Annotated in this window: 23 protein-coding genes; 15 read left to right on the forward strand and 8 right to left on the reverse strand. The window is 59.3% G+C overall.

Annotation, left to right across the window (positions count from 1 at the left end):
- Positions 1-273: 273 nt before the first annotated feature.
- The 9 genes from B3I26_RS19140 to B3I26_RS19180 all read left to right on the forward strand — a co-directional run bounded on the left by B3I26_RS19140 (position 274) and on the right by B3I26_RS19180 (position 8,845).
- A complete protein-coding gene (locus B3I26_RS19140) occupies positions 274-1,626 on the forward strand; it encodes a M16 family metallopeptidase (protein ID WP_296259907.1) in 1,353 nt (450 codons plus the stop codon).
- A complete protein-coding gene (locus tag B3I26_RS19145; RefSeq protein ID WP_296259909.1) occupies positions 1,623-3,119 on the forward strand; it encodes a M16 family metallopeptidase in 1,497 nt (498 codons plus the stop codon). The genes B3I26_RS19140 and B3I26_RS19145 overlap by 4 nt, the downstream gene beginning before the upstream one ends.
- On the forward strand, positions 3,119-3,739 hold the full coding sequence (rsmD, locus tag B3I26_RS19150; protein ID WP_296259910.1) for a 16S rRNA (guanine(966)-N(2))-methyltransferase RsmD: 621 nt from the start codon (positions 3,119-3,121) through the stop codon (positions 3,737-3,739). Before B3I26_RS19145 ends, rsmD begins: the two co-directional genes overlap by 1 nt.
- Positions 3,723-4,739: a hydrolase gene (locus tag B3I26_RS19155; RefSeq protein ID WP_296259912.1), complete on the forward strand. Its 1,017-nt coding sequence runs from the start codon at positions 3,723-3,725 to the stop codon at positions 4,737-4,739. Before rsmD ends, B3I26_RS19155 begins: the two co-directional genes overlap by 17 nt.
- A 100-nt stretch (positions 4,740-4,839) precedes the next feature.
- Entirely contained in the window at positions 4,840-5,568 is a 729-nt protein-coding gene (locus B3I26_RS19160; RefSeq protein ID WP_296259914.1) for an AzlC family ABC transporter permease, read from the forward strand.
- Positions 5,565-5,888 (forward strand): AzlD domain-containing protein, encoded by a 324-nt coding sequence (locus tag B3I26_RS19165; RefSeq protein ID WP_296259916.1) that lies wholly within the window; start codon positions 5,565-5,567, stop codon positions 5,886-5,888. Before B3I26_RS19160 ends, B3I26_RS19165 begins: the two co-directional genes overlap by 4 nt.
- Before the next feature lie 285 nt (positions 5,889-6,173).
- Complete coding sequence (locus B3I26_RS19170; RefSeq protein WP_296259918.1) at positions 6,174-7,178, forward strand: methionine ABC transporter ATP-binding protein; 1,005 nt, start codon at positions 6,174-6,176, stop codon at positions 7,176-7,178.
- 18 nt (positions 7,179-7,196) lie between these two features.
- Complete coding sequence (locus B3I26_RS19175; protein ID WP_296259920.1) at positions 7,197-7,865, forward strand: methionine ABC transporter permease; 669 nt, start codon at positions 7,197-7,199, stop codon at positions 7,863-7,865.
- Positions 7,866-7,915: 50 nt separating this feature from the next.
- Positions 7,916-8,845, forward strand: coding sequence for a MetQ/NlpA family ABC transporter substrate-binding protein (locus tag B3I26_RS19180; RefSeq protein WP_296259922.1), 930 nt, complete (start codon positions 7,916-7,918; stop codon positions 8,843-8,845).
- A 58-nt stretch (positions 8,846-8,903) separates the two neighbouring features.
- Here B3I26_RS19180 and B3I26_RS19185 read toward each other — a convergent pair whose 3' ends face one another.
- Positions 8,904-9,758 (reverse strand): sulfurtransferase, encoded by an 855-nt coding sequence (locus B3I26_RS19185; protein WP_296259923.1) that lies wholly within the window; start codon positions 9,756-9,758, stop codon positions 8,904-8,906.
- Between the two features lie 67 nt (positions 9,759-9,825).
- The gene (locus B3I26_RS19190) at positions 9,826-10,512 is read right to left on the reverse strand and encodes a TetR/AcrR family transcriptional regulator (RefSeq protein WP_296259925.1); all 687 of its coding nucleotides are present in this window, start codon (positions 10,510-10,512) and stop codon (positions 9,826-9,828) included.
- 135 nt (positions 10,513-10,647) lie between these two features.
- Here B3I26_RS19190 and B3I26_RS19195 point away from each other — a divergent pair, with 135 nt between their 5' ends.
- The 4 genes from B3I26_RS19195 (at position 10,648) to ggt (ending at position 14,981) form a co-directional block, all read left to right on the forward strand.
- Positions 10,648-12,087 (forward strand): coniferyl aldehyde dehydrogenase, encoded by a 1,440-nt coding sequence (locus tag B3I26_RS19195; RefSeq protein ID WP_296259928.1) that lies wholly within the window; start codon positions 10,648-10,650, stop codon positions 12,085-12,087.
- Between the two features lie 242 nt (positions 12,088-12,329).
- On the forward strand, positions 12,330-12,815 hold the full coding sequence (gene coaD / locus B3I26_RS19200) for a pantetheine-phosphate adenylyltransferase (RefSeq protein WP_296259929.1): 486 nt from the start codon (positions 12,330-12,332) through the stop codon (positions 12,813-12,815).
- A gap of 91 nt (positions 12,816-12,906) precedes the next feature.
- Positions 12,907-13,158 (forward strand): YfhL family 4Fe-4S dicluster ferredoxin, encoded by a 252-nt coding sequence (locus tag B3I26_RS19205; protein WP_074752410.1) that lies wholly within the window; start codon positions 12,907-12,909, stop codon positions 13,156-13,158.
- Positions 13,159-13,238: 80 nt separating this feature from the next.
- Complete coding sequence (ggt, locus tag B3I26_RS19210) at positions 13,239-14,981, forward strand: gamma-glutamyltransferase (protein WP_296259931.1); 1,743 nt, start codon at positions 13,239-13,241, stop codon at positions 14,979-14,981.
- Here ggt and B3I26_RS19215 read toward each other — a convergent pair.
- From B3I26_RS19215 to B3I26_RS19225, 3 genes are all read right to left on the reverse strand, one after another.
- Positions 14,963-15,301, reverse strand: coding sequence for a multidrug transporter (locus B3I26_RS19215; RefSeq protein ID WP_296259932.1), 339 nt, complete (start codon positions 15,299-15,301; stop codon positions 14,963-14,965). The genes ggt and B3I26_RS19215 overlap by 19 nt on opposite strands.
- Before the next feature lie 187 nt (positions 15,302-15,488).
- Positions 15,489-16,301 carry a bifunctional DNA-formamidopyrimidine glycosylase/DNA-(apurinic or apyrimidinic site) lyase gene (gene mutM / locus B3I26_RS19220; RefSeq protein WP_296259934.1) on the reverse strand — a complete coding sequence of 271 codons (813 nt, stop codon included), beginning with the start codon at positions 16,299-16,301 and terminating at the stop codon, positions 15,489-15,491.
- Between the two features lie 39 nt (positions 16,302-16,340).
- Positions 16,341-17,153: an HDOD domain-containing protein gene (locus B3I26_RS19225; RefSeq protein WP_296260030.1), complete on the reverse strand. Its 813-nt coding sequence runs from the start codon at positions 17,151-17,153 to the stop codon at positions 16,341-16,343.
- A 219-nt stretch (positions 17,154-17,372) separates the two neighbouring features.
- Here B3I26_RS19225 and B3I26_RS19230 point away from each other — a divergent pair, with 219 nt between their 5' ends.
- Positions 17,373-18,569, forward strand: a complete 1,197-nt coding sequence (locus B3I26_RS19230; protein WP_133752339.1) for a class I SAM-dependent rRNA methyltransferase — start codon at positions 17,373-17,375, stop codon at positions 18,567-18,569.
- 197 nt (positions 18,570-18,766) lie between these two features.
- Here B3I26_RS19230 and B3I26_RS19235 read toward each other — a convergent pair whose 3' ends face one another.
- Positions 18,767-19,291, reverse strand: coding sequence for a 14-3-3 family protein (locus B3I26_RS19235; RefSeq protein WP_296259939.1), 525 nt, complete (start codon positions 19,289-19,291; stop codon positions 18,767-18,769).
- Between the two features lie 556 nt (positions 19,292-19,847).
- The gene (gene mgtE / locus B3I26_RS19240) at positions 19,848-21,194 is read right to left on the reverse strand and encodes a magnesium transporter (RefSeq protein ID WP_296259941.1); all 1,347 of its coding nucleotides are present in this window, start codon (positions 21,192-21,194) and stop codon (positions 19,848-19,850) included.
- 460 nt (positions 21,195-21,654) lie between these two features.
- Here mgtE and ilvD point away from each other — a divergent pair, with 460 nt between their 5' ends.
- On the forward strand, positions 21,655-23,502 hold the full coding sequence (ilvD, locus tag B3I26_RS19245) for a dihydroxy-acid dehydratase (RefSeq protein ID WP_296259944.1): 1,848 nt from the start codon (positions 21,655-21,657) through the stop codon (positions 23,500-23,502).
- 182 nt (positions 23,503-23,684) lie between these two features.
- Here ilvD and B3I26_RS19250 read toward each other — a convergent pair whose 3' ends face one another.
- Positions 23,685-24,740: a haloacid dehalogenase-like hydrolase gene (locus B3I26_RS19250; protein ID WP_296259946.1), complete on the reverse strand. Its 1,056-nt coding sequence runs from the start codon at positions 24,738-24,740 to the stop codon at positions 23,685-23,687.
- Positions 24,741-24,866: the final 126 nt, after the last annotated feature.

Genomic DNA, 24,866 nt, shown 5'->3' on the forward strand with positions numbered 1-24,866 from the left:
CGCCAGAGCGGCGCCTCTGAAAAATTCTGTATGCGAAACAGACTGCTTTTATGTCCGCTTGTTCATCCGCTGGCTGAGCCCGGCTATGTCACCGCCTGCCGGGACCTGTGAAGACTTGTACCAAAAACCCGTCAGACGAACGGTTTTTCTCGTAGTCCGATTCCCAAGCACGAGTCTTAGACATAGTCGGCAGCCAAACTGGCCGCTATCCTAACACCCCCGCGCCCGCCGACGCTAAGTTCAAGCAGGCCGTCTCGAAGGTTCAAATTACGAATGAATGCTATTGCCCGCCGTGCCGCAGGCCTTCTGCTCGGCACATTGTGTTTGCCCCTTGCTGCTCTCGCCGCCGACCCTCAACCCACTTCCGAATTCACGCTCGATAATGGCCTGAAGGTGGTCGTGCGCGAAGATCATCGCGCGCCGGTGGTGGTGTCCCAAGTCTGGTACAAGGTGGGCTCCAGCTATGAGACGCCCGGCCAGACCGGCCTTTCCCATGCGCTGGAACACATGATGTTCAAAGGCAGTTCCAAGGCCGGCCCCGGTGAAGCCTCCTTGATCCTGCGCGACCTGGGCGCGGAAGAAAACGCCTTCACCAGCGATGACTACACCGCCTACTACCAAGTCCTGGCCCGTGATCGTCTGGGCGTGGCGTTCGAGCTTGAAGCCGATCGCATGGCCAGCTTGCGGCTGCCGCCGGAAGAGTTCGCTCGCGAGATCGAGGTTATTAAAGAAGAACGCCGCCTGCGCACCGACGACAAGCCGAACGCCAAGGCCTATGAGCGTTTCAAGGCCCTCGCCTACCCCGCCAGCGGTTATCACACGCCGACCATCGGCTGGATGGCTGACCTAGACCGCATGAAGGTCGAGGAACTGCGCCACTGGTATGAATCCTGGTATGTACCGAACAACGCCACGCTGGTAGTCGTCGGTGACGTGAAACCCGACGAGGTCAAAGCATTGGCCGAGCGCTTCTTCGGGCCGATCCCGCGCCGCGACGTGCCACCGTCGAAGAAACCGCTGGAATTGCCAGAGCCGGGCCTGCGCCAGATCACGGTGCATGTGGCCACGCAGATGCCAAGCCTGATGTACGGCTTCAACGTGCCAAGCCTGGCGACCACGACCGATCCGCAATCGGTTAACGCATTACGCTTGATTTCCGCGCTGCTCGACGGTGGCTACAGCGCGCGCATCCCGACCCGTCTGGAACGCGGTGAGGAATTGGTGACAGGCGCATCGTCGGACTACGACGCTTACACGCGCGGCGACAGCCTGTTTACCATCAGCGCCACGCCGAACATGCAGAAGAAAAAAACCCTGGCCGACACCGAGGCCGGTATTTGGCGCTTGCTCGACGAGCTGAAAACCAAGCCGCCGACCAGGGAAGAACTCGAACGGGTTCGCGCCCAGGTCATTGCCGGCCTGGTCTACGAACGTGATTCCATCACCAGCCAGGCCAGTACGATCGGTCAACTGGAGACCGTAGGTCTGTCCTGGAGGTTGATCGATGGTGAACTGGCTGCGCTGCAAAGCGTTACCCCGGAAGACATCCAGAAAGCCGCCCGCACTTATTTCACTCGCGAACGTCTTGCCGTCGCCCATGTTCTGCCTGAGGAGAAAGCCCAATGACCCAGCGCATCGAACTACGCGCTTCGCGAACGCGGGCTCCTGCACTGCTGTTGGCCGTGACGCTGGGCCTTTTCGGCACCACCCCTGTGATGGCCGATACGCCAGCCGCTGCGCCTAAAGCCATCGACAAGGCTGCCAATACGCTCCAATCGTTGAAGGAACTCGACGGTAAGGCCCCGGCCCGCCGCGAGTTGAACATTCAGTCGTGGAACACGGCTGAAGGCGCGCGCGTGCTGTTCGTCGAAGCTCACGAGCTGCCGATGTTCGATCTGCGCTTGCTGTTCGCCGCAGGGAGCAGTCAGGACGGCGCTACCCCTGGTATCGCCTTGATCACCAACGCCATGCTCAACGAAGGCGTCAAAGGCAAGAACGTCAGTGCAATCGCCGAGGGCTTCGAAGGCCTGGGCGCCGATTTCGGCAACGGCTCCTACCGCGACATGGCGCTCGCGTCGCTGCGCAGCCTGAGTGCAGCGGACAAGCGTGAACCGGCGCTCAAGCTGTTCTCGGAAGTCGTCGGCAAACCGACGTTCCCCGCCGACTCCCTGGCACGGATCAAAAACCAGTTGATGGCCAGCTTCGAGTACCAGAAGCAGAATCCCGGCAAACTGGCGGGCGATGAGCTGTTTAAACGCTTGTACGGCGATCACCCTTACGCGCACCCGAGCATGGGCACGGCGAAAAGCATCACGCCGATTACCCTCGCCCAGCTCAAGGCCTTCCACGCCAAGGCCTATGCCGCTGGCAATGCGGTTATCGCGCTGGTGGGCGATCTGTCTCGCCAGGAGGCAGAAGCCGTGGCGGCGCAAGTGTCCGCTTCGCTGCCTAAAGGCCCGGCGCTGGCCAAGACGGCCGCGCCAGCCGAACCTAAACCTGGCGAAACCCACATCGAATTTCCGTCCAAGCAGACTCATCTGATGTTGGCGGAGCTGGGTATCGACCGCGCCGATCCTGACTACGCAGCGTTGTCGCTGGGTAACTCGATCCTCGGCGGTGGCGGTTTCGGCAGTCGTCTGATGACTGAAGTGCGCGAGAAACGCGGACTGACGTACGGCGTGTCATCGGGCTTCACGCCAATGCAAGCGCAAGGCCCATTCATGATTGGTCTGCAAACCCGCGCCGAATTGAGCGAAAACACACTCAAGCTGGTCAAGGACATTACGCGTGATTTCCTGGTCAACGGCCCAACCCAGAAAGAGCTCGACGATGCCAAGCGCGAACTGGCCGGCAGCTTCCCGCTGTCCACCGCAAGCAATTCGGCGATCGTTGGCCAACTGGGCGCCATCGGCTTCTATAATCTGCCGCTGACCTACCTTGAGGATTTCATGACGCAGTCCCAAAGCGTCACTGTCGAACAGATCAAGACGGTGATGAACAAGCATCTGGACGTGGACAAGCTGGTCATCGTGACCGCGGGCCCCACTGTCGCGCAGAAGCCTTTGCCGGCCCCTACAGATAAACCAGCCGAACAACCTCTCGGCGTTCCGGAGCACTAATGACCTCGACATCCAAGCCGCCACGCATTCACAAAGGGCACAAAATCCACACGGGCCTGGGCCAATTGCGGATTATCGGCGGCGAATGGCGCAGTCGGCGTCTGAGCTTTCCTGATGCCCCGGGCCTGCGTCCGACGCCGGACCGGGTTCGCGAGACCCTGTTCAACTGGCTGGCACCCTACATTGCGGGCGCCCGGGTCCTCGACCCGTTTGCCGGGAGTGGCGCGCTGTACCTGGAGGCATTGTCCCGTGGCGCCAGCATGGGTCTGGCGCTGGACACCAACTCATCGGCCATCTCCAACTTGCGCGAGCATTTGGGAACGCTGCGTTGCACGGTTGGCAAGACATCGACTGGCGACGCCCTGCGCTATCTCGAAACCCAGCCTGCGGAGCAGTTCGACGTCATCTTTCTCGATCCGCCGTTTCACCAGAACTTGCTGGCACCTGCGTGCACGCTGCTGGAAGAACGCAACTGGCTGGCGGACAACGCATGGATCTACACCGAAAGCGAAACCGCGCCATCGACGCTCGGCATGCCGGGTAACTGGCGCTTGCATCGGGAGAAGAAAGCCGGTCAGGTGTACTACGCGCTGTGGGAACGAAGTGTCGTCGCCAACTGACAGCCGGCCGTTCGTTCCGGCAACCGGCCTTGGCAACCCTCACCTGCAGACGCTGTGGGGGCCGCTGTGGCGCAAGACCCTTCATCTGCAGCGCCGTCGCGAACGCCTCTGGCTGGAAGATGGCGACTTTCTCGACATGGACTGGCACGGGCCGCATGACGCGAACGTGCCGGTGGTGCTGGTGCTGCATGGCCTGACCGGCTCGTCGAACTCACCCTATGTGGTGGGCCTGCAACGGGCAATGGAGCAACGCGGCTGGTCCAGCGTGGCAGTGAACTGGCGCGGTTGCTCGGGCGAACCCAACCTGTTGCCGCGCAGCTATCACTCCGGTGCCAGTGAAGATTTGGCGGCGGTCATCGAACACCTGCGCTCGGCGCGCCCCTTGGCACCGCTCTATGCGGTTGGGTATTCGCTGGGTGGCAACATCCTGCTCAAGTATCTGGGAGAGTCAGGGCAGGACAGCCACCTGCAAGGCGCGGCAGCGGTGTCGGTGCCGTTTCGTCTGGACGAGTGCGCTGACCGTATCGGCCTGGGGTTTTCCAGGGTCTACCAGCGGCATTTCATGCGCGAGATGGTGGGTTATATCAAGGACAAACAACGACGCTTTCAACATGAAGGCCTGGGCGACGGACTGGCAACATTGGCGGCCCTCGGCTCGCTGGACAACCTGCGCACCTTCTGGGAGTTCGATGGCCAGGTGACTGCACCGCTCAACGGGTTCGTCGACGCCCGCGATTATTACCGACGCGCCTCGAGCCGCTATTACCTTGGCGCGATTCGCACACCCACCCTGCTGGTGCAGGCTCTGGATGATCCTTTCGTCTTCAAGCACAGCTTGCCCGAAGCGCGCGAATTGTCTGCAAGCACTCGGTTCGACCTGCAGGAGCGCGGCGGACATGTCGGATTCGTCGGCGGCACGATAAGAACACCGAGCTATTACCTGGAACAGCGGATTCCGGAATGGTTGGCAGATGTGCACAGCGGCCACCCGACGCTCTGACCCCAGGCACGCATTCGTTTGCAGCAGCACGGCCGTGCAAGATCGTTCTAGAAACCCTTCCCGCGAAGGTCCTAACATCAGGGGCATAAGGAGAAATCGCATGTCCCGTCATCAACTGTTCGTTCGCGGCCTTCGCGACAGCGTGCCCATGCTCGTCGGCGTTGCGCCATTCGGCATCATATTTGGAACCCTGGCCGGGGTCGGTGGCCTGTCGCTGTGGCAGGCGGTGGGTATGTCGTTGTTCGTCTATGCAGGGTCCGCACAATTCATCGTCGTCAGCCTCATGGGCGCGGGCGCGAGTGCTGTGGTGATTCTGCTCACCACTTTCATCGTTAATCTGCGCCATGTGCTCTACAGCGCCACACTGCAGCCTCAGGTCCAGGGCCTGCCGCAGCGCTGGCGATTGCTGCTGGCCTTCTGGCTCACCGACGAAACCTTCGCAGTGGTCCAGCGCTATTACCAGTTGCACGGCCGTGGGCCACTGACGCATTGGTACTGGCTGGGCGTGACCAGCGCGCTGTACGCCTGCTGGGTCATCAGCTCGCTGGTCGGTGTGCTGTTCGGTCAGGCCGTACCGGACCTCGCCAGTTGGGGTCTGGAGTTCGCGATGCTGGCGACTTTCATTGGCATTGTCGTGCCCCTTCTGCGCAACCGGCCGCAAGTCGCTGCAGCCCTGGCGGCAGGTGCTGTCGCCCTGCTGACCTGGTCGTGGCCGTACAAACTGGGCCTGATGGCTGCGGCGTTCAGTGGTATCGCTGTAGGGGTTTTGCTCGAACGCCACCCATTGTCAAAACCCTGCGACGTCTCGGCCAAGGAAGCTCACCCATGAGTGACTGGTGGCTGATTCTGGGGATGAGCGCGATCACCTTTCTGATGCGCTATAGCCTCTTCGCCTGGCCGAACCTGCGCTTCCCGCCCGTTGTGCGACAGGGGCTGCATTACGTGCCGACGGCGGTGCTGACCGCTATCGTTGTGCCAGGAATGCTGTTGCCCGACGGACAGCACTGGCAGATGTCGTGGACTAACGCCTACCTGCTGGCAGGCATCGCGGCAATCGGGATAGCCGCGCTCAGCCGCAATCTGCTAGCGACCATCGGTGGCGGGTTGATGGCGTTCTTTTTGCTGCGGTGGGCACTGGGGCAGATCTGAGGTGCAGCTCCGATACCCGATACCCGATAGCCGTGCGGCTTGCCGGCGGCGGTGAGCTCAAGGGCGCTGCCGCCGATAGGCCGGACAGCTAGGGAGCCAGCAACGCATGGACCGCGAGGGTCTACTCACATGTCGAAGGTTATAAGCAAAGAATTAAAAATTCCTTTCAGCTATAACAAGATGCACTGATTATGCGGTTCTTGAATGATTGGCGGCACTTCTGATGTCGGCGGTTTTTGACGTCTGATTTGTTCGCGCACGCGAATATCACCCAGGACAGCTGCAGTGAGTGATCCGATTTTCCGTCTGGCCCACGTCAGTAAAACCTTCGCCCGCGACAATACAGCAACGACCGCATTGTCCGATATTGAGCTGGAAATCCAGCGCGGTTCCTTTCTGGGTATCGTCGGCACGTCGGGTGCCGGTAAAAGCACCCTGCTGCGCCTGCTCAATCTGCTGGAAATCCCCACGACGGGCATCATCGAATTCAATGGCCAGGACCTTGCGCTGCTGGATGCCAAAGGGCAACGCGAATACCTGTCGAAAGTGTCGACCATCTTCCAGCATTTCAATCTTTTCCACGGTAAAACGGTGCTCGACAACGTCGCTTTTCCATTGGCAATCCGCGGTATACCGGCCGCTGAGCGGTATGCACGCGCCCGTGAGCTGATTGCCAAGGTCGGCCTGCACGATCGCGAAGGACACTACCCCTCGCAGTTGTCCGGCGGGCAAAAGCAACGCGTCGGCATTGCACGCGCCTTGATCACCAACCCCGAAGTGTTGCTGTGCGACGAAGCCACCAGTGCCCTGGATTCGCAAACCACCCAGACGATTCTCGATCTGCTGGTTGAGCTAAAGCGGCTTTATGGCTTCACCGTCATTCTGATCACCCATTCCTGGGACGTTATTCGTTACGCCTGCGACGCCGCCGTGCTGATCGAACATGGGCGTATTACCGAAACCGGCACGCTCACGCAGGTCATCCAGCGGGAGCATTCGGCGCTCAAGGATCATCTCCTGCCGCTTAACAAGGACGCTGCCTGGCAAAGCGGCCCGGACACCCTCGACCTGATTTTCGAACACCCCGAAACCCAGACCGAGCTTCTCTCCACGCTGGCCGGTGTCTTGGGTATCGATTTCTCGATCTTGTCCGGGCGCGTCGACAACCTGGGCAAGACCCCGGTTGCACGGTTTCAGGTGAGGTTTCGCCCGCGCCCTCCGCAAACCCGGGTCGATGTGCTGCAGGTCAGGCAGTGGCTCACCGACCAGATGATCACCGTCAATCTTTAATATCCGTTCGAGCGCCCCATGAGCCCAATGACCTGGCAAAGCTACCTACCGGATTTCTGGGCCGCACTGGCCCAGACCCTCTACATGATTGCCATCGCCGGCCCTTGCGTCATCGTGTTCGGGCTGACAGTGGGAACCACGCTGTACCTGATTGCGCCGCAGTCCATTTCGCCGAGGCCGGCGCTCTATTACCTGCTGACCACGGCCGTGAACATTGGGCGCTCCATCCCGTTCCTTATCCTCATCGTGCTGCTGATTCCCATCACCCGAGCGGCGGTGGGCACCACACTTGGGCCCATCGCCGCGATTATTCCATTGGTGCTGGGATTCACGCCGTTCTTCTCAAGGCTGGTGGAAGCGGCGTTGCGCGAGATCGACCAAGGCCGGATCGAGGCCGCCCGATCCATGGGCGTGACTCGCATCCAATTGATTTTCCGCGTGCTGCTGCCCGAGTCATTCTCCGGCCTGCTGAACGCTATCACCATCATTCTGGTGGGCACCGTGGAAGGCACGGCGGTGGCCGGAGCCGTGGGTGCGGGCGGGGTCGGCGACTTTGCCATCGAGTTCGGTTACCAGCGCTTCTATGGCGAACTGATGTTCATCTCGGTATTTGCCATGGTGATCATCGTGCAACTGATTCAGGTGACCGGCGACGTGTGGATCCGCGCACGCAGTCACAAGCGCTAGCTACACCTATCCAGCAGTCAGCCCCGCCCACCCCTTGTCGAAGAGAAATCATGGAAAACACACGAGCCAAGTCAAGACGCACAGTACTGCGCAGTGCCGCCATTGGAGTGATGGCCGTGGGCGCCGCGCTGGTTCTACCGGTGCTGGGCAAGTACGCGTACGCATCGGCCAGCGAGCTGGCAACCACCGCCAACAAGGGCACAACCGTACCTGACACGCCGCTGAAAATTTATGCCACCGCATCGCCCCAAGGCGACATCGTTCGCTTCGTGCAGAAACTGGCAGACGCAGACGGATCGGGGCTTACGCTGAAATTGACCACCAGCGGTGGCAGCGGCGCGCTGGATTCCTACGAACTGCTCGCCAGCGGCGACACCGACGTGAACTTCACCGGGCATCAGCCTTACGTCAATACCTGGAAGGCGGCACACCCCACACTCGATAACTTCGACGGCAAGGCGACCGTTCTGCTGAATGCCTTCGGCCTGTACTCCGAGAAATACAAAAGCGCTGGCGATCTGCCCGACGGCGCAAAAATCCTGATCCCCAACGAGCAAACCAACCTGCCCCGATCGCTGTTCATTCTTCAGGACCTGGGCCTGATCAAACTCAACGTGGATAAACTCGACAGCTCGCCGGCGGCCATTTCCGTGAGCGAGAAGTCGATCGTCGAGAACCCTCGGCACTTGCACTTGGTCCCCACCGACACGGTGCTGCGTGCCAAAGCCTTACCCGACGCCGACGCAAGTTTCATCAACGGTGACGTCGCTCTCTCGAACGGCATCGACCCTTCTCGGGCGCTGGTGCGAGAACACACGACCGACAATCCTTACGCCAACCTGATTTACGCCCGCAACGACATGCTTGATGATCCGCGGGTAACCCTGCTGGCGAAGTACCTGACGGGACCTGAAGTGAAACAGTTCATCGACGCCAATTACCGGGGCTTCGTGGTCCCGGATCAGAAGCTTGTGCGCTAGGCACATGGCTCAGTGAATGGGCTGCCGTTCAGGTCAGCCCACGCAAGACCCGCTCGCCTCACTCCCCTTTTGCGACCCCATGCTGCGGGTCGGTGATCCATTCACTCCAGGACCCGGCATACAAACGCCCCAGCGGATAGCCGGCCATGCACAGGGCGAACAGGTTGTGGCAGGCGGTTACGCCTGAGCCGCAATAGGCGACCAGTTTCTCCGGCGGGCGGCCGTTCAGGGCGTCGTTAAAGCGTTGCTTGAGTTGCTCCGCTGGCAGGAAACGGCCGTCCGGACCGAGGTTGTCGGTAAAGGCGGCACACTGCGCGCCCGGAATGTGTCCCGCCACCGGATCGATGGGCTCCACCTCTCCCCGAAAACGCGCCGGGGCACGGGCGTCGATCAACGTCACGTCCGGCTGATCTTTCTCCTGCTGCACCTCGGTTGCGCTCAGTATTAACGAGTCGTCGGGCTTGCCGTCGAACCAGCCCTTGGGATGTCCGGGCGGGTCCAGGCTCAGTGGCTGCCCGGCGGCATGCCAGGCTTTGAGGCCGCCATCGAGGATATACACGCCAACACGCTTGCCCAGCCACGCCAACAGCCACCATGCACGAGCGGCGTAAGCACCGGGGCCATCGTCGTAGAGCACGATGTCGCTATCGTTGTTGACGCCCCAGAATCGCAGACGCTCGATCAATGCCTGCGGTTCCGGCAGCGGATGGCGGCCGGTCACCCCCTTGGTGATCGGGCCGCTCAAGTCGTTGAGCAGGTCGGCGTAGCAAGACCCCGCGATATGCCCTTCTGCGTAGCTGCGCTGGCCGTAGTCCTGATCCTCCAGGGAAGAACGACAATCCAGAATCACCAGGTTTGGCTTCGTCTGGCGTTCGGCCAGTTGTTGCGGGCTGATCAATTGCGCGATGGACATGACGGCTCCTGCAGACAGTGAAAGTGACTAAGCGATAAGACAAGCTATTAGAAGATAAAGACGCATTTCAATTGGCGTCTTCCAGTGCCTTGTTCAGCGGCACATAAAATTCTGCACATAACGCATGTACGGCGTCATGCGCCTGGGGCGTAACGTAGGCCAGCTCCAGCACCAATACCTGGTACACACCGCGACGGATAGCGTCTTGGTTCAGATGCGTGGCGCTCTCTCGGGTGGTACAGAGAAACCTCACCCAGGATGTCAGGATGATCCACGCGTTGAGGGTCAGCGACTCGATCTGCACCTTGTCCATGTCCAGTATCCGCGCCGCAACGAAACCGTCGTAAATCGCCATCGCCTTGATCAGGCAGTGCTGCGAAAAGCGACGATAGCGGGCTGCAAGCTCTGGATCGGCGTCAAGCAGATGCTCGAGGTCGCGATGCAAAAAACGGTAGCGCCACATGCAGTCAAGGATGGCAATCAGGTAATGGTGCTTGTCTTCGACGTTCGGCAGTCGCCCCTTCGGCGGGTGCAGGAAGCTATCCACGCGTGCTTCATATTCGCTGAACAACTCGGCGATGATCGCTTGCTTGTTAGGGTAGTGGTAATACAGGTTGCCCGGCGAAATCTCCATGTGCGCGGCGATATGGTTGGTGCTGACGCTGCGCTCGCCCTGCAGGTTGAACAGTTCCAGACTGCTCTGCACGATACGTTCGCGGGTATTGGTTCGTAGGGTTTTGATACGCGGGGCCATGCTCGACTCGAACGTAGGGTGTAACACAGATGTGCCGGATCTTAGCGCAAGTGCTGGTGTTGATCAGGCGTGTCGTTTGACTTTATAGAGCATTGACTCTAGAACCGCTCTATAAAGTCAAAAGGAACCGCAGTGATGACGTTCGAATCCGTGTGCTCGCCCCTTCCCGCTGGTGCTGGTTCCTCGCGCACGGACCTTGAACAACTGTTCGACATGCAGCGCCAGGCGTTTACAGACAACCCGATGCCGCCCGCCGGGCAACGCCTTCAGTGGCTGGACAACCTGCGCCGCGTGCTCAGCGACGAACGCCAGGCGTTGATCGCCGCGATCAGCACAGACTTCAGCCACCGCAGCGCCGACGAGACGTTGCTCGCCGAACTGATGCCGAGCCTGCACAACATCCATCATGCTCGTCGCCATTTGAAAACATGGATGCGGCCCTCGCGGCGCAGCGTCGGTCTAGCGTTTCAGCCGGCATCGGCGAAGGTCATCTATCAGCCGCTGGGCGTTGTTGGCGTGATCGTGCCGTGGAATTACCCGCTGTATCTGGCGATTGGCCCGCTGGTGGGCGCCCTGGCCGCAGGTAATCGGGTAATGCTCAAGCTCAGCGAGTCGACGCCCGCCACGGGATCGTTGCTCAAAACGCTGTTCGCCAAGGTGTTTCCCGAGGACCTGGTCGCTGTCGTGTTGGGTGAGGCCGAAGTGGGCGAGGCGTTCTCCAGGTTGGCGTTTGATCATTTATTGTTCACCGGCGCGACCAGCATCGGACGCCATGTAATGCGCGCAGCAGCGCAGAACCTGACACCGCTGACGCTGGAGCTGGGGGGTAAATCCCCAGCCATCGTCGCCCATGACGTACCGATCAAGGACGCGGCCGAACGCATCGCTTTCGGCAAAACACTGAACGCCGGACAAACCTGCGTAGCGCCGGATTACGTGCTGGTGCCCGAACATCGAGTGGACGAGTTCGTTGATGCCTACCGCCAGGCGGTCAACGGTTTTTATCCGACGCTGACCGACAACCCAGACTACACCGCTATCATCAATCCCCGGCAGATGGCTCGGCTCAACAGCTATCTGGACGATGCGAGCAGTAAAGGCGCGCGGATCATTTCGCTGTACGAACAGGGCCAGGGACGACGCATGCCATTCAGTCTGGTGCTCGATGTCAGCGACGACATGTTGGTAATGCAGGACGAAATCTTCGGCCCGCTGCTGCCGATCGTGCCGTATCAGCGCATTGAACAAGCGTTTACCTACATCAACCAGCGACCGCGGCCTTTGGCGCTGTACTACTTTGGCTACAGCAAGGCGGAGCAACAACGGGTGCTGGAGCAGACGCACTCCGGCGGTGTGTGTTTGAACGACACCCTGCTGCATGTGGCACAGGATGACTTGCCCTTTGGCGGGATCGGTCCTTCGGGCATGGGCCAGTACCATGGCCGCGAGGGATTCCTGACATTCAGCAAGGCTAAGGGGGTCTTCATCAAGCAGCGTTTCAACGCCGCGAGGCTCATCTATCCGCCCTATGGCCGGTCGATTCAGAAGCTTATTTACAGGCTTTTCGTACGTTGAGTCCGGGGCCTGCGCCCAATCCCGATGCGTACTGGGCCGCAGAGTCAGCCTTACCCGCCCATGCAGCGTGTCAGTGAATACCTTCGTCACTGACCTATCGCTTTGGCTGCCGTCGCAGCCTGCGATGTCTTCAACAGGGCTCACTCTAGAGCTCGCACATTCCCGGCGCTGCCGCGACTTGGCCGCCTCGTCGCGCTGCGATACCATCCCAGTCCCCAACGGATTCCGATCAGGACGATGCGATGAACCGAGTGTTGTACCCAGGCACCTTCGACCCGATCACCAAGGGCCACGGCGATCTGGTCGAGCGAGCCTCGCGCATGTTCGACCAAGTGGTTATCGCCATCGCTGCCAGTCCCAAGAAAAACCCGCTGTTTGCGCTGGAGCAACGGGTCGAGCTGGCTCGAGAAGCGACCAAGCACCTGCCCAACGTCGAAGTCGTTGGCTTCTCCACCCTGCTGGCGCATTTCGCCCAAGAGCAGAACGCCAATATTCTGCTACGAGGCCTGCGTGCGGTCTCCGACTTCGAGTACGAATTCCAGCTTGCAAACATGAATAAACAGCTGGCGCCTGACGTGGAGAGTCTTTTTCTCACCCCCTCCGAACGCTATTCATTCATTTCATCTACGCTGGTCAGGGAAATCGCGGCGCTGGGCGGGGATATCACCAAATTCGTACACCCGGCCGTCGCCCAGGCGCTCAAGGAGAAGTTCCAGCCGGGTTCCTGAGTGATGCACAGGTGCATACCGCTCACTAATGCGGCACAATTCGCTGCATTAGTTTTGATATGCCCCGGTGTCGACCGTGGCAGGAGTATCCATGTCCCTGATCATCACCGACGATTGCATCAACTGCGACGTCTGCGAACCCGAGTGCCCGAACGAAGCGATTTCCCAGGGTGAAGAGATCTACGTGATCAACCCGAACCTGTGCACCGAATGTGTTGGTCATTACGACGAGCCGCAATGCCAGCAAGTCTGCCCTGTGGATTGCATCCCCCTGGATGAAAACCACGTCGAGAGCAAAGATGAGCTGATGGCCAAATACCAGTTGATAACAAGCAAGGCATAAACGAAGGCATATTCCTGTCGGCATCCGCGATTTCGCCGAAGACACTGGCTGTAATGCCTGTTGACCTGAGCGAGATACGCATGACATTAAAGCTTACGTGGGTACCCTCCTCGTTTGGCGCAGCACTTTTGCTGTGCGCCCTATCGGTTGAAGGCAGTCCTGATCATCCCGATCAGGCCGCCGTCGCCAGTCCTCACCCCATAGCCACCGCCGCCGGCCGGGAAATCCTGGTCGACGGCGGTAATGCGTTCGACGCCGCCATCGCGATCAGTGCGACGCTTGCCGTGGTCGAGCCCTATGGTTCGGGCCTGGGGGGCGGCGGCTTTTTTTTGCTGCGCCAGGCGGGCGACCCGGTGCAGTACCAGTTCCTTGATGCGCGAGAAAAAGCGCCGCTCAAATCCAGACTCAAGATGTTCACCCGCAATGGCATCGTGCAGCCGGATTTATCCCTGAACGGCCCATTGGCAGCGGCGATTCCCGGCCTGCCTGCGGCATTGGTCGAACTGGCCGAGCATTATGGTCGCCTGCCACTGAGCATCTCCATGGCGCCGGCCATACGGATTGCCTACAGCGGTTTCAAGGTGGACGAGTTGTATCGCGAACGCGCCAGCTGGCGGCTGTTCGCCTTACGCGCCAACAAGGAAAGCGCCCGGCTGTTCCTGCGTAACAACAACGTGCCGGCGTTAGGCGAAATCATCAGGCAACCGGAACTGGCGCAGACGCTGGATCGGCTGGCCGATCAGGGCCGCGCCGGGTTTTACAGCGGTCTGACCGCGCAGGCGATGGTCAGTGGGGTGCGGGCAGGAGGTGGAATCTGGAATTATCATGACTTCGAGGAGTACGAGGTCATCACCCGTACGCCCCTGCGCTTCCAGTTGGCCGATCAGCGCGAACTGATCAGCGCCCCGCCCCCTTCCGCGGGAGGCATTGCGCTGGCGCAGAGCCTGTTCATGTTGCAGCAGCTGCCTTGGCGTGAATCCGCAAAAGTCCAGCGTGCCCATTACGTGGTGGAAACACTGCGCCGGGCCTACCGCGACCGCTCGCTGTTCGGCGACCCGGACTTCGTACCCAATCCGACTGCCCAGGTGCTCTCCTCGAATTACCTGTTGCAACTGTCCACCAGCGTCGATCCGCACAGTGCGACGCCCAACAGCGCTCTGCCCCCAGCCCCTCGCTGGCGGGAGGGTGACAATACCAGCCACTTCTCGGTACTCGACGACCAGGGCAACGCTGTTGCGGCAACGCTTTCGCTGAATCTGCCGTTCGGTTCGACTTTCACGGTGCCCGGCACCGGTGTGGTGCTCAACGATGATATGGACGATTTTGCCGTCGATCCAAAAGCCAGCAATACCTACGGGCTGGTGGGCAGCCAGGCCAACATTGTCGAACCAGGCAAGCGACCGCTGTCCAGCATGAGCCCAAGCTTCATTGAAAGCCCCCGCGCCTTTGCCTCCTTCGGCACACCTGGCGGCAGCCGGATTCCCAGCATTGTGCTGCTGTCGATGCTGCAATACCTGGACGATCAGCCCGTGGCCAATTGGGCATCGGCGCCGCGCTACCACCATCAATACCTGCCCGATGTGCTTGAGTATGAGCCGGATGCGTTTACGGATGCAGAGTTGAGCGACTTGCGCGAGCGCGGGTATCAGCTGAAGGAGGCAAAACGCGACTTCGGCAATGAACAGGTGTTGCTGTGGCGCAAGAACAACGCCAGCGTAGAGGCCGCGAGTGATCATCGCGGCGTGGGCGTTTCAGCGATTTTCCGGCCGGCCGCACCATTGGACAGGGTGCCCGGCTGCGGCGATCAGTCGTGTTTGCCGTAGCCGCTGGTGGTGCAACCCAGGCAGCGTACGAATGCAGCCTTGCCGGGATCGACCACCAGGGCCTTGCCTGTGGCGCCCAGGTTGCCACCCGCCGCCGCGAACGGCGACGCAACCACGAATAGCGCTGCACCGGCAACCGTTGCCACGATCAGCAGTGGACGTGCGATCAGTAAGTCACCAATCATGGCGTATGCAGGTGGGTTATCAATTTGGTAAACCGGATCGCCACTGCCTGAGGCCTCGACCTGCGCCATGGCCGACGTCATGTGCAGGCCGAAAACCAGGGTCAGCGAAGCAGCAAGAATACGAAACGGGCTCATGGCGTGATCCTTCAGGCGCAGCAGGAAAAGTGATGCTGCTCACTATAAACAGCGATCAGGGTTAAGCAAGGGGATGTCTATTTCATTCGCGACATTCTGTAGCCGCACGATCGACGAGGGCTGCGGCTATGAAATCGTCGCCAATAGGCAAGCCGCACAGCTGCAGGATACGGGGTGGCTGCATTCGTTATTTTTGGCACTTGGGGCAATACACACTCGCTCGCTGCCCCAGCTTGACCTCGCGCAGCAGGGCCCCGCAGACCTTGCAGGGCTCTGCGCCACGGCCATAAGCAAACAGTTCCTGCTGGAAGTAACCGGGCTGGCCGTCACCGCCGATAAAGTCGCGCAACGTGGTGCCACCGCGCTCGATGGCAGCGGCGAGGATGCGCTTGATCTCGATCGCAAGCTTTATATAGCGCGCCTTGGAGATGCTTTTGGCTTCACGACGCGGGTCGATGCCTGCCGCAAACAATGCCTCGGTCGCATAGATGTTTCCGACGCCCACCACTACCGCGTTGTCCATAATGAACGGCTTGACCGCCATCGAACGCCCACGGGACAGCTCGTACAACCGCAGACCGTCGAACAGCTCGGTCAGCGGCTCCGGCCCCAGGCGAATGAGTAACTCATGGTTGTGCGGATCCAGGCTCCACAACATCGCGCCAAAACGACGCGGGTCGGTGTAGCGCAGGGCCATTCCCGATTCCAGCTCGATATCCACATGCTCATGCTTGAGCGCGGGCAGCCCCGCTTCGACCAGGCGTAAATTGCCGGACATGCCCAAATGACTGATCAGCGTGCCGACTTCTGCCTGAATCAACAGGTATTTGGCGCGGCGTTCGACGACTACGATTTTCTGCCCCGAAAGCCGCACATCCAGGTCTTCCGGGATCGGCCAGCGCAGGCGGCGATCGCGGACGATCACACGGCTGACGCGCTGGCCTTCCAAATGAGGCGCAATGCCCCGGCGGGTGGTTTCGACTTCCGGTAATTCAGGCATGGGGCAGCTCAATGGCAGGTGAAACCCGAGCGCACAAAATCAATGGGCGCTCAGCTCTCGAATACTTTCTTTGAGGTTTTCGAAGTCGTAATCGGACAGCCCGACATAATCGAGGATCAGGTGACCAATGCTGTCCCACTCATGGTCGACAGCCTGATTGCCCAGCACACGGTGGGACGCACAGACATGCTCGGCCATCTTCAGGATCGCCAGCAGATTCTTCAGTGGCGCGTTTCGACCCGAGTCTTCCTGAAAAATCGCCAGTGCGTTGTGGTGATTGGCGATGGCGTTGCTGACATGTTCGGGCAAACGCCAGGATTTGGCGGTGAAATAACCAACAACGGCGTGATTGGTGTTTAGCACACGGTTCTCGGTATCAACCACCCGACACGTGGGCCCGGCTTTGGCGTAGGCCTCTTCCAGCACGCTCATGTATTCGGGAAAACGCTTGAGCATCAGCGGCACGCCACAATCGTGGAACAGACCCAAGGCGTAGGATTCGTCGACAGTCTGCGAGCCAATACGCTTGGCCAGCGTCAGACTGGTCATCGCGACGTCCTGTGCTGTATCCCAGAAGCGGTTGAGCACAACGATCGTCTCATCGCTCATCTCGCCCTTGATCGACTGGGCGTTGATCAGGTTGATCACCGAACGACTGCCCAGCAGATTCACTGCACGCTGGATCGACGCAATCTTGTTGGTCAGGCCATAGTGAGGAGAATTAACGATTTTCAACAAGGCACCGGACAGTCCGGGGTCCTGCGCGATTAGCCGGGCGATCGCCCCCAGATCGGGGTCGGGCATGTATTGCTCCATCTGCAAATCCACCATGATTTGCGGCTGGGGCGGCACGGTGATGCCTTGCAATGCCTGCTGGATCTGCTCGGAGGTAAGCTCTTGGGACATAGATAAACACTCAAGGTCAGGGGGCGATTCTAACCCTAGCAGCCCCACTTCGACATCTGTCGCAAAGACCTTTCGAAACTGTCTGATGGCTCCCCGTTTATTCATCAGCCCACGCTAGAGCAACATCACGCGCTATAATCCCGCTCTTTTTTCCGGAGCGACGTCATGTCCCTGCCTAGCTTGCGCCTCAAGCCCAACGCCGATCGTCGCCTGCGCGCCGGCCACCTGTGGATCTACAGCAACGAGATCGACGTTGCTACCACCCCGCTCAACGGCTTTGCTCCAGGCGCTCAAGCAATTCTTGAAGCAGCAGGCGGCAAAGCGCTGGGCATCGTTGCCATGAGCCCGAACAACCTGATCTGCGCGCGCCTGCTATCGCGTGACGTCAAACTGCCGATGGACAAGTCGCTGCTGGTGCATCGCTTGAACGTCTGCCTGTCCCTGCGCGAGCGCCTGTTCGACAAACCGTTCTACCGTCTGGTGTATGGCGACTCCGACCTGTTGCCAGGGCTGGTGGTGGACCGTTTTGGCGACATTCTGGTCGTGCAACTGGCGTCCGCTACCATGGAGCAGCACAAGGACGACGTGCTGGCTGCGCTGATTCAAGTGCTCAAGCCAAGCGGCATCCTGCTCAAGAATGACTCGGCGGCTCGTGATGCCGAGGGCCTGAATCGCTATGTCGAAACTGCGTTTGGCCTGGTGCCGGAGTGGGTAGCGCTGGAAGAGAATGGTGTGAAATTCGAAGCGCCGGTGATGGAAGGCCAGAAAACCGGCTGGTTCTATGACCACCGCATGAACCGTGCGCGCCTGGCGCCATACGCCAAGGGCAAGCGCGTGCTGGATCTGTTCAGCTACATCGGTGGCTGGGGCGTGCAGGCCGGTGCCTTCGGCGCCAGCGAAGTGTTCTGCGTCGACGCGTCGAGCTTCGCGCTCGATGGGGTTGAACGCAACGCAGCGCTGAACGGTTTCGCTGAGAAAGTGACCTGCATCGAGGGCGACGTGTTCGAGGCCCTGAAAGAACTGAAAGCGGCTGAGGAGCGCTTCGACGTGATCGTGGCCGACCCGCCTGCGTTCATCAAACGCAAGAAAGACCTGAAAAACGGCGAAGGCGCCTACCGCCGCCTCAACGAACAGGCCATGCGTCTGCTCAGCAAGGACGGCATTCTGGTCAGCGCCTCGTGCTCAATGCACCTGCCCGAAGACGATCTGCAGAACATCCTCCTGACCAGCGCCCGCCATCTGGACCGCAATATCCAGTTGCTGGAACGCGGCGGCCAAGGCCCGGACCATCCGGTACACCCGGCGATTCCGGAAACGCGCTATATCAAGAGCATTACGTGCCGGTTGTTGCCTAATAGTTGAGGTTACGTCTCTTGCCGGGGTTGGCGGCTGCTGCGCCTGGAGCGATCTAAATCCGGCAAGACGAATGACGCGGGAAGCTACGCATCGAAGCCAGATCCTGACCGATGCGTAGCGTCAACTAACGATTTCGTTGACATCTGCACGCATCAAGCCATGCCCACGCATTTTTCAAGTGTCATTCTTATCACCGACCTCGGTTATTCCTCGTCAATATAGCTGGCCCATAAAAGTACCTTATCCCGCAGTTGCTGCATCAGTGCCCAGGCTTCCTGAGTTTCGGGAGCTTCGTTCAAGGAGGGAATTTCAACAATCGCCTTATCATAAGTTTGTTTAGCGAAATCACAGGCTTTGTGCAGCTGGTTAAGAATTTCGAAATCAAAAATCGAAGAGCTCAACGCCGAGCTAAGTCTATAGGGATCGAAGGTACTCAATTTTTTCTCCGCTTCGTCAAAAGCTTTATTATAAGAACGCTGCGCCTGATCGATAACCGAATTACGTTCTTCCGTTAGTAGAATGCGTGCTAAACAGGTGTATATATCTCCTAAAAGCGTTCCGAATAAAACCTTGTGAACAGTTTCGCCTCCTAAGTCTAACTGCTGCCTCACGATTTTTATAAGTTTATTGCAAAATGCCCTGAGCACCTTTTCAATTTCTTGTTTTTCTTTTATTGCCTCCTCCCGCACGTTCTCGTTGCCTTCTGCCTTCCGCTCGCGCTCAGACACAGCAACCCAAGACTTCAGTCCTGACTGAATTCCCTCTCTGACGGCAGAACCAAATGTCGTGCGCTCTTGGCCGCTAAAAATCGTATGATCATCCAGCCTGCTCGATAAATTTTCTATCTCACCAAACTCCCCGGCGCGTATGGCCGCTATTAACTTACTGAATACTTCAGATCGGCAACTGCCATGATGTTCTCCATGATTGAGAATCGAATACAGGTAATGATTGGTTGCAGCTAGCTGCCATCCAGAGCACTCTGCGAAGTTAAATTAATATTAGCCATCGCGAAATGTACTTAAATTATATTAGACCCAAGCTATAACTTCGAACTTATTAATTCGCACTAACATTTATAGCAAAATAGAATATGCGAAAACTTTATAAATGCAGGGTAACTAGACACATCGCTACCTGCCTGTTTCGTGCCCACCGAGGGCAAGGGTGGGCTCCTGCCATCGTTCACGTCTCAACGGGACGACGACAGGAGACCCTCGGAATCGATGAGTGGACAAATACACGACGCGGATTTAGGAGGATACACCCGTCAATCCAATACCTTTAAACGGTCAGATCCAGCATTGCGGAGGCAATACCAAAATAAACCACAACCCCAGCCGCATCGGCAATCGACGTGATAAGCGGCCCGCTGGCGACAGCCGGGTCCATCCGCAGGCGGCTGAACATGAAAGGCAGGCTCATGCCAATGAGGCTGCCGATCAATACGATGACCAGCATGCTGCTGGCCACCACCATTGAAATTTCCCAGCCGCCACGCACCGCCCCCAAAAAGGCTACCGCAACGGCCATTGTGACGCCCAGCGCCAGGGCAACCGAGCATTCGCGCCATAGCAAACGCAGCCAATCTTTAAGGACCACCTCCCCGGTCGCCAACGCACGGACCATCAAAGTCGCCGACTGCGCGCCGGCATTGCCGCCGCTATCCACCAGAAGCGGCAAGAAAAACACCAGCACGATGTTGGCCGCTATCACGTCTTCGAACACGGCAATTCCCGCGCCTGAAAACAGATTGCCGAATACCAGCAGCACCAGCCAAAACACCCGCTTGCGGTAAAGCATGGCCGCCGAAGCCGTCGCAATATTGCCCAGATGCTTGCCGATCAGCGCGCCTTTGTGGAAGTCCTCGGTGGCTTCCTCGACGACGACGTCCATGGCGTCATCGCAGGTCACGATGCCCACCAGAGCGCCCTCGGCGTTAACGATAGGCAAAGCAAGCAGGTCGTAATGGCTGATCAGGCGCGCGACTTCTTCCTGATCGGTGTCAACGCGCGCGCTGATGACCGGCTTGATCATCAGCTGTGTGACAGGCGCGTACGGCGCGGCCAGGATCAGTTCGCGCAACGACACGGTGCCAAGCAACTGGCGTTGATCGTCGAGCACATAAGTCTGGTAGATAGTCTCCGCATCCGCTGCCTCGCGACGAAGCGCGTCGATAGCCTGTGCGGCAGTGAGTCCGGCGCAAATCGCAGAGTATTCGCTGGTCATCACGGCGCCAGCGGTGCCTTCGGCATAGCTGGCCAGGTTGCGCAGGTCTTCGCGTTGCAAGTGAGCCAGCGCTGGCAGCAGAGCATCCCGGGCTGGCTGACCGATGCGGTTGAACAGGTCGGCGCGTTCGTCCGATGACATAGCGGCGATCAAGGCAACCTGAGCGCTGCGGGGCAATGTTTCGGCCAGTGCGGCCTGACGCTCCAAGGGAAAGTAGCCGAAGACCTCGGCGCGCTTCTCCAGGGGCAGTTCATTGAGCAGGCGGATAATATCGGCCAGTTCCAGTTGGTCCAGGTAGCGGGCAATGTCAGCTGAAAGCAGATGGCTGGCGACAGCCTGTGGCTTGAGGTGGTGCTCCTGCAGGGAAGCGCGAAGCAGTTGAGCGAAGTTCAAAGTGGTCATGGTGTTCTCCAGACAACGGCGCGTGCCTGCCTGGAGAGCGGACGCATCAGCTCACAGACAAGGCCACCACCGCTGCGGTCGGGCCAGATTGTGTGTTCTCGAGGAACTTAAACCGGGGTGGTCCATTAAGATGATTTCTCGTTGACCGCACATGCGGCGCGGGGATGTTAACCAAGCAAGCAAGGCTAAAAAACCCGAAGGAAAAAACTCAGACATTTCCTACACACTCACGACTAAAGGCCCATGATCGGTCTTGGCATTCCATCCCGCCGCCAGCGGTGTAGAATCGGCCTATTCATCGCCAATCATCCCCCGGCGGGTTTATGAGCTCCGGTCGAGCGCGCAGTGATCCTGTGGCGTTACCGACCTCATCCGCAACGGTAGCGACCTGTCGCCGTTGCAACGGACCAAGAGAAGCTCACTCCCCTACTGAACCTGATTAGCCGCCCGGAGTGCTCCAATGCCTGATTACCGCTCGAAAACCTCTACCCACGGCCGCAATATGGCCGGTGCGCGTGCCTTGTGGCGCGCCACGGGGATGAAAGACGAAGATTTCAAGAAACCGATCATCGCCATCGCCAACTCCTTCACCCAGTTCGTACCAGGCCACGTGCACCTTAAGGACCTCGGCCAACTGGTGGCCCGCGAGATAGAGCGGGCCGGCGGCGTGGCCAAGGAGTTCAACACCATCGCGGTCGATGACGGCATCGCCATGGGTCACGATGGCATGCTGTACTCGCTGCCCAGTCGCGAGATCATCGCCGACTCCGTGGAGTACATGGTTAACGCCCACTGCGCCGATGCCATCGTTTGCATCTCCAATTGCGACAAGATCACCCCCGGCATGCTGATGGCTGCCCTGCGCCTGAACATTCCGGTGATTTTCGTCTCCGGCGGCCCGATGGAAGCCGGCAAAACCAAGCTCGCCAGCCACGGCCTGGACTTGGTCGATGCAATGGTCATCGCCGCGGATTCCACGGCATCGGACGAGAAAGTTGCCGAATACGAGCGCAGCGCCTGTCCGACCTGCGGATCGTGCTCCGGCATGTTCACCGCCAACTCCATGAACTGCCTGACCGAAGCCCTGGGCCTTGCGCTGCCTGGCAACGGTTCGACACTGGCGACCCACAGTGACCGCGAGCAATTGTTCTTGCAGGCTGGCCGCACCATCGTCGAGCTGTGCAAGACCTACTATCGCGACAACGACGACTCAGTGCTGCCGCGCAACATTGCCAACTTCAAGGCGTTTGAAAACGCGATGACGTTGGACATCGCGATGGGTGGCTCGACCAACACCATCCTGCACTTGCTGGCCGCGGCCCAAGAAGCCGAAGTGGCGTTCGACCTGCGCGACATCGATCGCCTGTCGCGCCGTGTGCCGCAGCTGTGCAAAGTCGCGCCGAACATCCAGAAGTACCACATGGAAGATGTGCACCGCGCAGGCGGCATCTTCAGTATTCTCGGCTCGCTGGCCCGCGGCGGCCTGCTGCACACCGATCTGCCGACTGTGCACACCAAGTCAATGGAGCAAGCCATCGCCAAGTGGGACATCACCCAGACCACAGACGAAGCGGTGCATCACTTCTTCAAGGCAGGCCCGGCCGGTATCCCGACGCAGACCGCATTCAGCCAATCGACACGCTGGGACACGCTGGATGACGACCGCGAAAACGGCTGCATCCGTAGCGTCGAGCACGCCTATTCGCAAGAAGGCGGCCTGGCCGTGCTGTATGGCAACATCGCGCTGGACGGCTGCGTGGTAAAAACCGCAGGCGTGGACGAGTCGATCCACGTGTTCGAAGGCAACGCGAAGATCTTCGAAAGCCAGGACAGCGCGGTCCGCGGCATCCTCGCAGACGAAGTGAAAGCCGGCGACATCGTGATCATCCGTTACGAAGGTCCGAAAGGCGGCCCGGGCATGCAGGAGATGCTCTACCCGACGTCTTACCTGAAGTCCAAGGGATTGGGCAAAGCGTGCGCGCTGTTGACCGATGGCCGTTTCTCGGGCGGTACGTCGGGACTGTCCATTGGTCATGCCTCGCCAGAGGCGGCGGCGGGTGGCGCGATAGGGCTGGTACGCGACGGCGACAAGGTGCTGATCGACATCCCTAATCGCTCGATCAATCTGTTGATCGACGACGCGGAAATGGCCGAGCGCCGTGCCGAGCAGGACAAGAAAGGCTGGAAACCGGTCGAGACCCGCCCGCGCAAAGTGACCACGGCCCTCAAGGCCTATGCCCTGCTGGCGACCAGTGCCGACAAAGGCGCCGTGCGTGACAAGGCTCTGCTGGACAAGCTGGTGCCGTAACCGGCGTCTGAGCAGCAAGCGAAAAGCCCGGCAGCGATGTCGGGCTTTTTATTGGATATCAGAAATGCCACCCGTCCTATGGGAGCGAGCTTGCTCGCGACGCGTCAGGTCCGGCACCGCAGGGGGGCTCACGAAACGCAATCGCGGGCAAGCGCCTTCCTACACGTTGAGTAGTGCCGGCTTTACTGAATCTCGTCCGGCTTGACGATCACCCAGTTTTTGTCCGCCGTCACGGGCAAACCTTCCTTGGCTTGTGCTTGGGCATTGGACTCCATCATGCCGTTTAGCTGAGTCATGTACTTGTCCTTGCGATTGATCCACAAGTGGATGCCACCCTTACTGACATCGACGCTGTGGAACAGCATGTACCCATCGCTGGTGGGCGTATCACCGCCAACGATTACCGGCTTTTTCCATTGATCAATGTAGGTCAGGATGGCCGCCTGCTTGCCCGCCATCCAGGTCGCCGGGGTCCAGAGGTAAGGCGTAAGCTCAAGACCGAGGTTGGCTTTCTCGTCGTACTTGCCTGCGCTGATTTGCTTGCGCGCCGTGGTCAGTTCGCCGGTGTCGCGGTTCTTCAGCAAAGTCGTTACGCCGATCACATTCTGCGGTTTGACGTTGTAGCCGTATTTATGATCGGAGGCGACCATGCGCACCAACTCCTCGGAGGCGGCGGTCACGACATAGACCTCGATGCCGTTTTCCATAAGCTTGTTGAACAACTCCGCCTGGCCTGTGAAGACTTTTGGCGACTCGACATTAATGCTCTTGACCACATCGCCATCGTAGTAGGTGCTCGGTACAGCCTTGCCCGATGCCATCAATTCGTCGACATACCCCTTGAGCTCCTTGAGCGTGAAGCCCGAGAAGACCTGCGCGACCCACGGATAGCAGACCATGTCGTCGATTTCGCAGAGGCGGTAGTAGTAGCTGAACAGGCTTTCCTTATGATCGGCGGTGTCTTTGAACGCAATCAGCTTGAGGGAAGGATCGAGTGTGTCGCGGGTAATCAGCCCTTTGTTTTCCAGGAATGGCAGCAGCGACTCTTCCAGGTCGTAGCGATAACTGGTGTTGTCCATGTCGAAAACGGCGAAGTTACCCTTGTTGGCATTGGCCGCAATCATGGCATCAAGTTGCTTGGCCGCAGGCTCGGGCCAGTGCTTGAGTTCGGTGGCAAATGCCTGTCCGGCGAGCCCCAGACAGAGCGCAGCGGCCAACAGTTTCGGTGCGAGCTTCATAACGGTGTCCTCCCCTTTATCAGTTCGAGGCTGGACCGTAACAAAAAGCCATTGCGGTTTTAATGCGTCAGCGACAGCGTGCGTTCTGATGGCGTCACGCCGATCACCGTTGGCGACAGACGACAT

Source organism: Pseudomonas sp. UBA5706 (genome assembly GCF_002419965.1).
In the GTDB taxonomy this organism is placed as follows: Bacteria; Pseudomonadota; Gammaproteobacteria; order Pseudomonadales; family Pseudomonadaceae; genus Aquipseudomonas.

Bases quoted from the DNA above. Each gene is read 5' to 3' on its own strand.
- B3I26_RS19140 (WP_296259907.1), top strand. From the start codon at position 274: ATGAATGCTATTGCCCGCCGTGCCGCAGGCCTTCTGCTCGGCACATTG.
- B3I26_RS19145 (WP_296259909.1), top strand. From the start codon at position 1,623: ATGACCCAGCGCATCGAACTACGCGCTTCGCGAACGCGGGCTCCTGCA.
- rsmD (WP_296259910.1), top strand. From the start codon at position 3,119: ATGACCTCGACATCCAAGCCGCCACGCATTCACAAAGGGCACAAAATC.
- B3I26_RS19160 (WP_296259914.1), top strand. From the start codon at position 4,840: ATGTCCCGTCATCAACTGTTCGTTCGCGGCCTTCGCGACAGCGTGCCC.
- B3I26_RS19165 (WP_296259916.1), top strand. From the start codon at position 5,565: ATGAGTGACTGGTGGCTGATTCTGGGGATGAGCGCGATCACCTTTCTG.
- B3I26_RS19175 (WP_296259920.1), top strand. From the start codon at position 7,197: ATGAGCCCAATGACCTGGCAAAGCTACCTACCGGATTTCTGGGCCGCA.
- B3I26_RS19180 (WP_296259922.1), top strand. From the start codon at position 7,916: ATGGAAAACACACGAGCCAAGTCAAGACGCACAGTACTGCGCAGTGCC.
- B3I26_RS19185 (WP_296259923.1), bottom strand. From the start codon at position 9,758: ATGTCCATCGCGCAATTGATCAGCCCGCAACAACTGGCCGAACGCCAG.
- B3I26_RS19190 (WP_296259925.1), bottom strand. From the start codon at position 10,512: ATGGCCCCGCGTATCAAAACCCTACGAACCAATACCCGCGAACGTATC.
- B3I26_RS19195 (WP_296259928.1), top strand. From the start codon at position 10,648: ATGACGTTCGAATCCGTGTGCTCGCCCCTTCCCGCTGGTGCTGGTTCC.
- coaD (WP_296259929.1), top strand. From the start codon at position 12,330: ATGAACCGAGTGTTGTACCCAGGCACCTTCGACCCGATCACCAAGGGC.
- B3I26_RS19205 (WP_074752410.1), top strand. From the start codon at position 12,907: ATGTCCCTGATCATCACCGACGATTGCATCAACTGCGACGTCTGCGAA.
- ggt (WP_296259931.1), top strand. From the start codon at position 13,239: ATGACATTAAAGCTTACGTGGGTACCCTCCTCGTTTGGCGCAGCACTT.
- B3I26_RS19215 (WP_296259932.1), bottom strand. From the start codon at position 15,301: ATGAGCCCGTTTCGTATTCTTGCTGCTTCGCTGACCCTGGTTTTCGGC.
- mutM (WP_296259934.1), bottom strand. From the start codon at position 16,301: ATGCCTGAATTACCGGAAGTCGAAACCACCCGCCGGGGCATTGCGCCT.
- B3I26_RS19230 (WP_133752339.1), top strand. From the start codon at position 17,373: ATGTCCCTGCCTAGCTTGCGCCTCAAGCCCAACGCCGATCGTCGCCTG.
- mgtE (WP_296259941.1), bottom strand. From the start codon at position 21,194: ATGACCACTTTGAACTTCGCTCAACTGCTTCGCGCTTCCCTGCAGGAG.
- ilvD (WP_296259944.1), top strand. From the start codon at position 21,655: ATGCCTGATTACCGCTCGAAAACCTCTACCCACGGCCGCAATATGGCC.
- B3I26_RS19250 (WP_296259946.1), bottom strand. From the start codon at position 24,740: ATGAAGCTCGCACCGAAACTGTTGGCCGCTGCGCTCTGTCTGGGGCTC.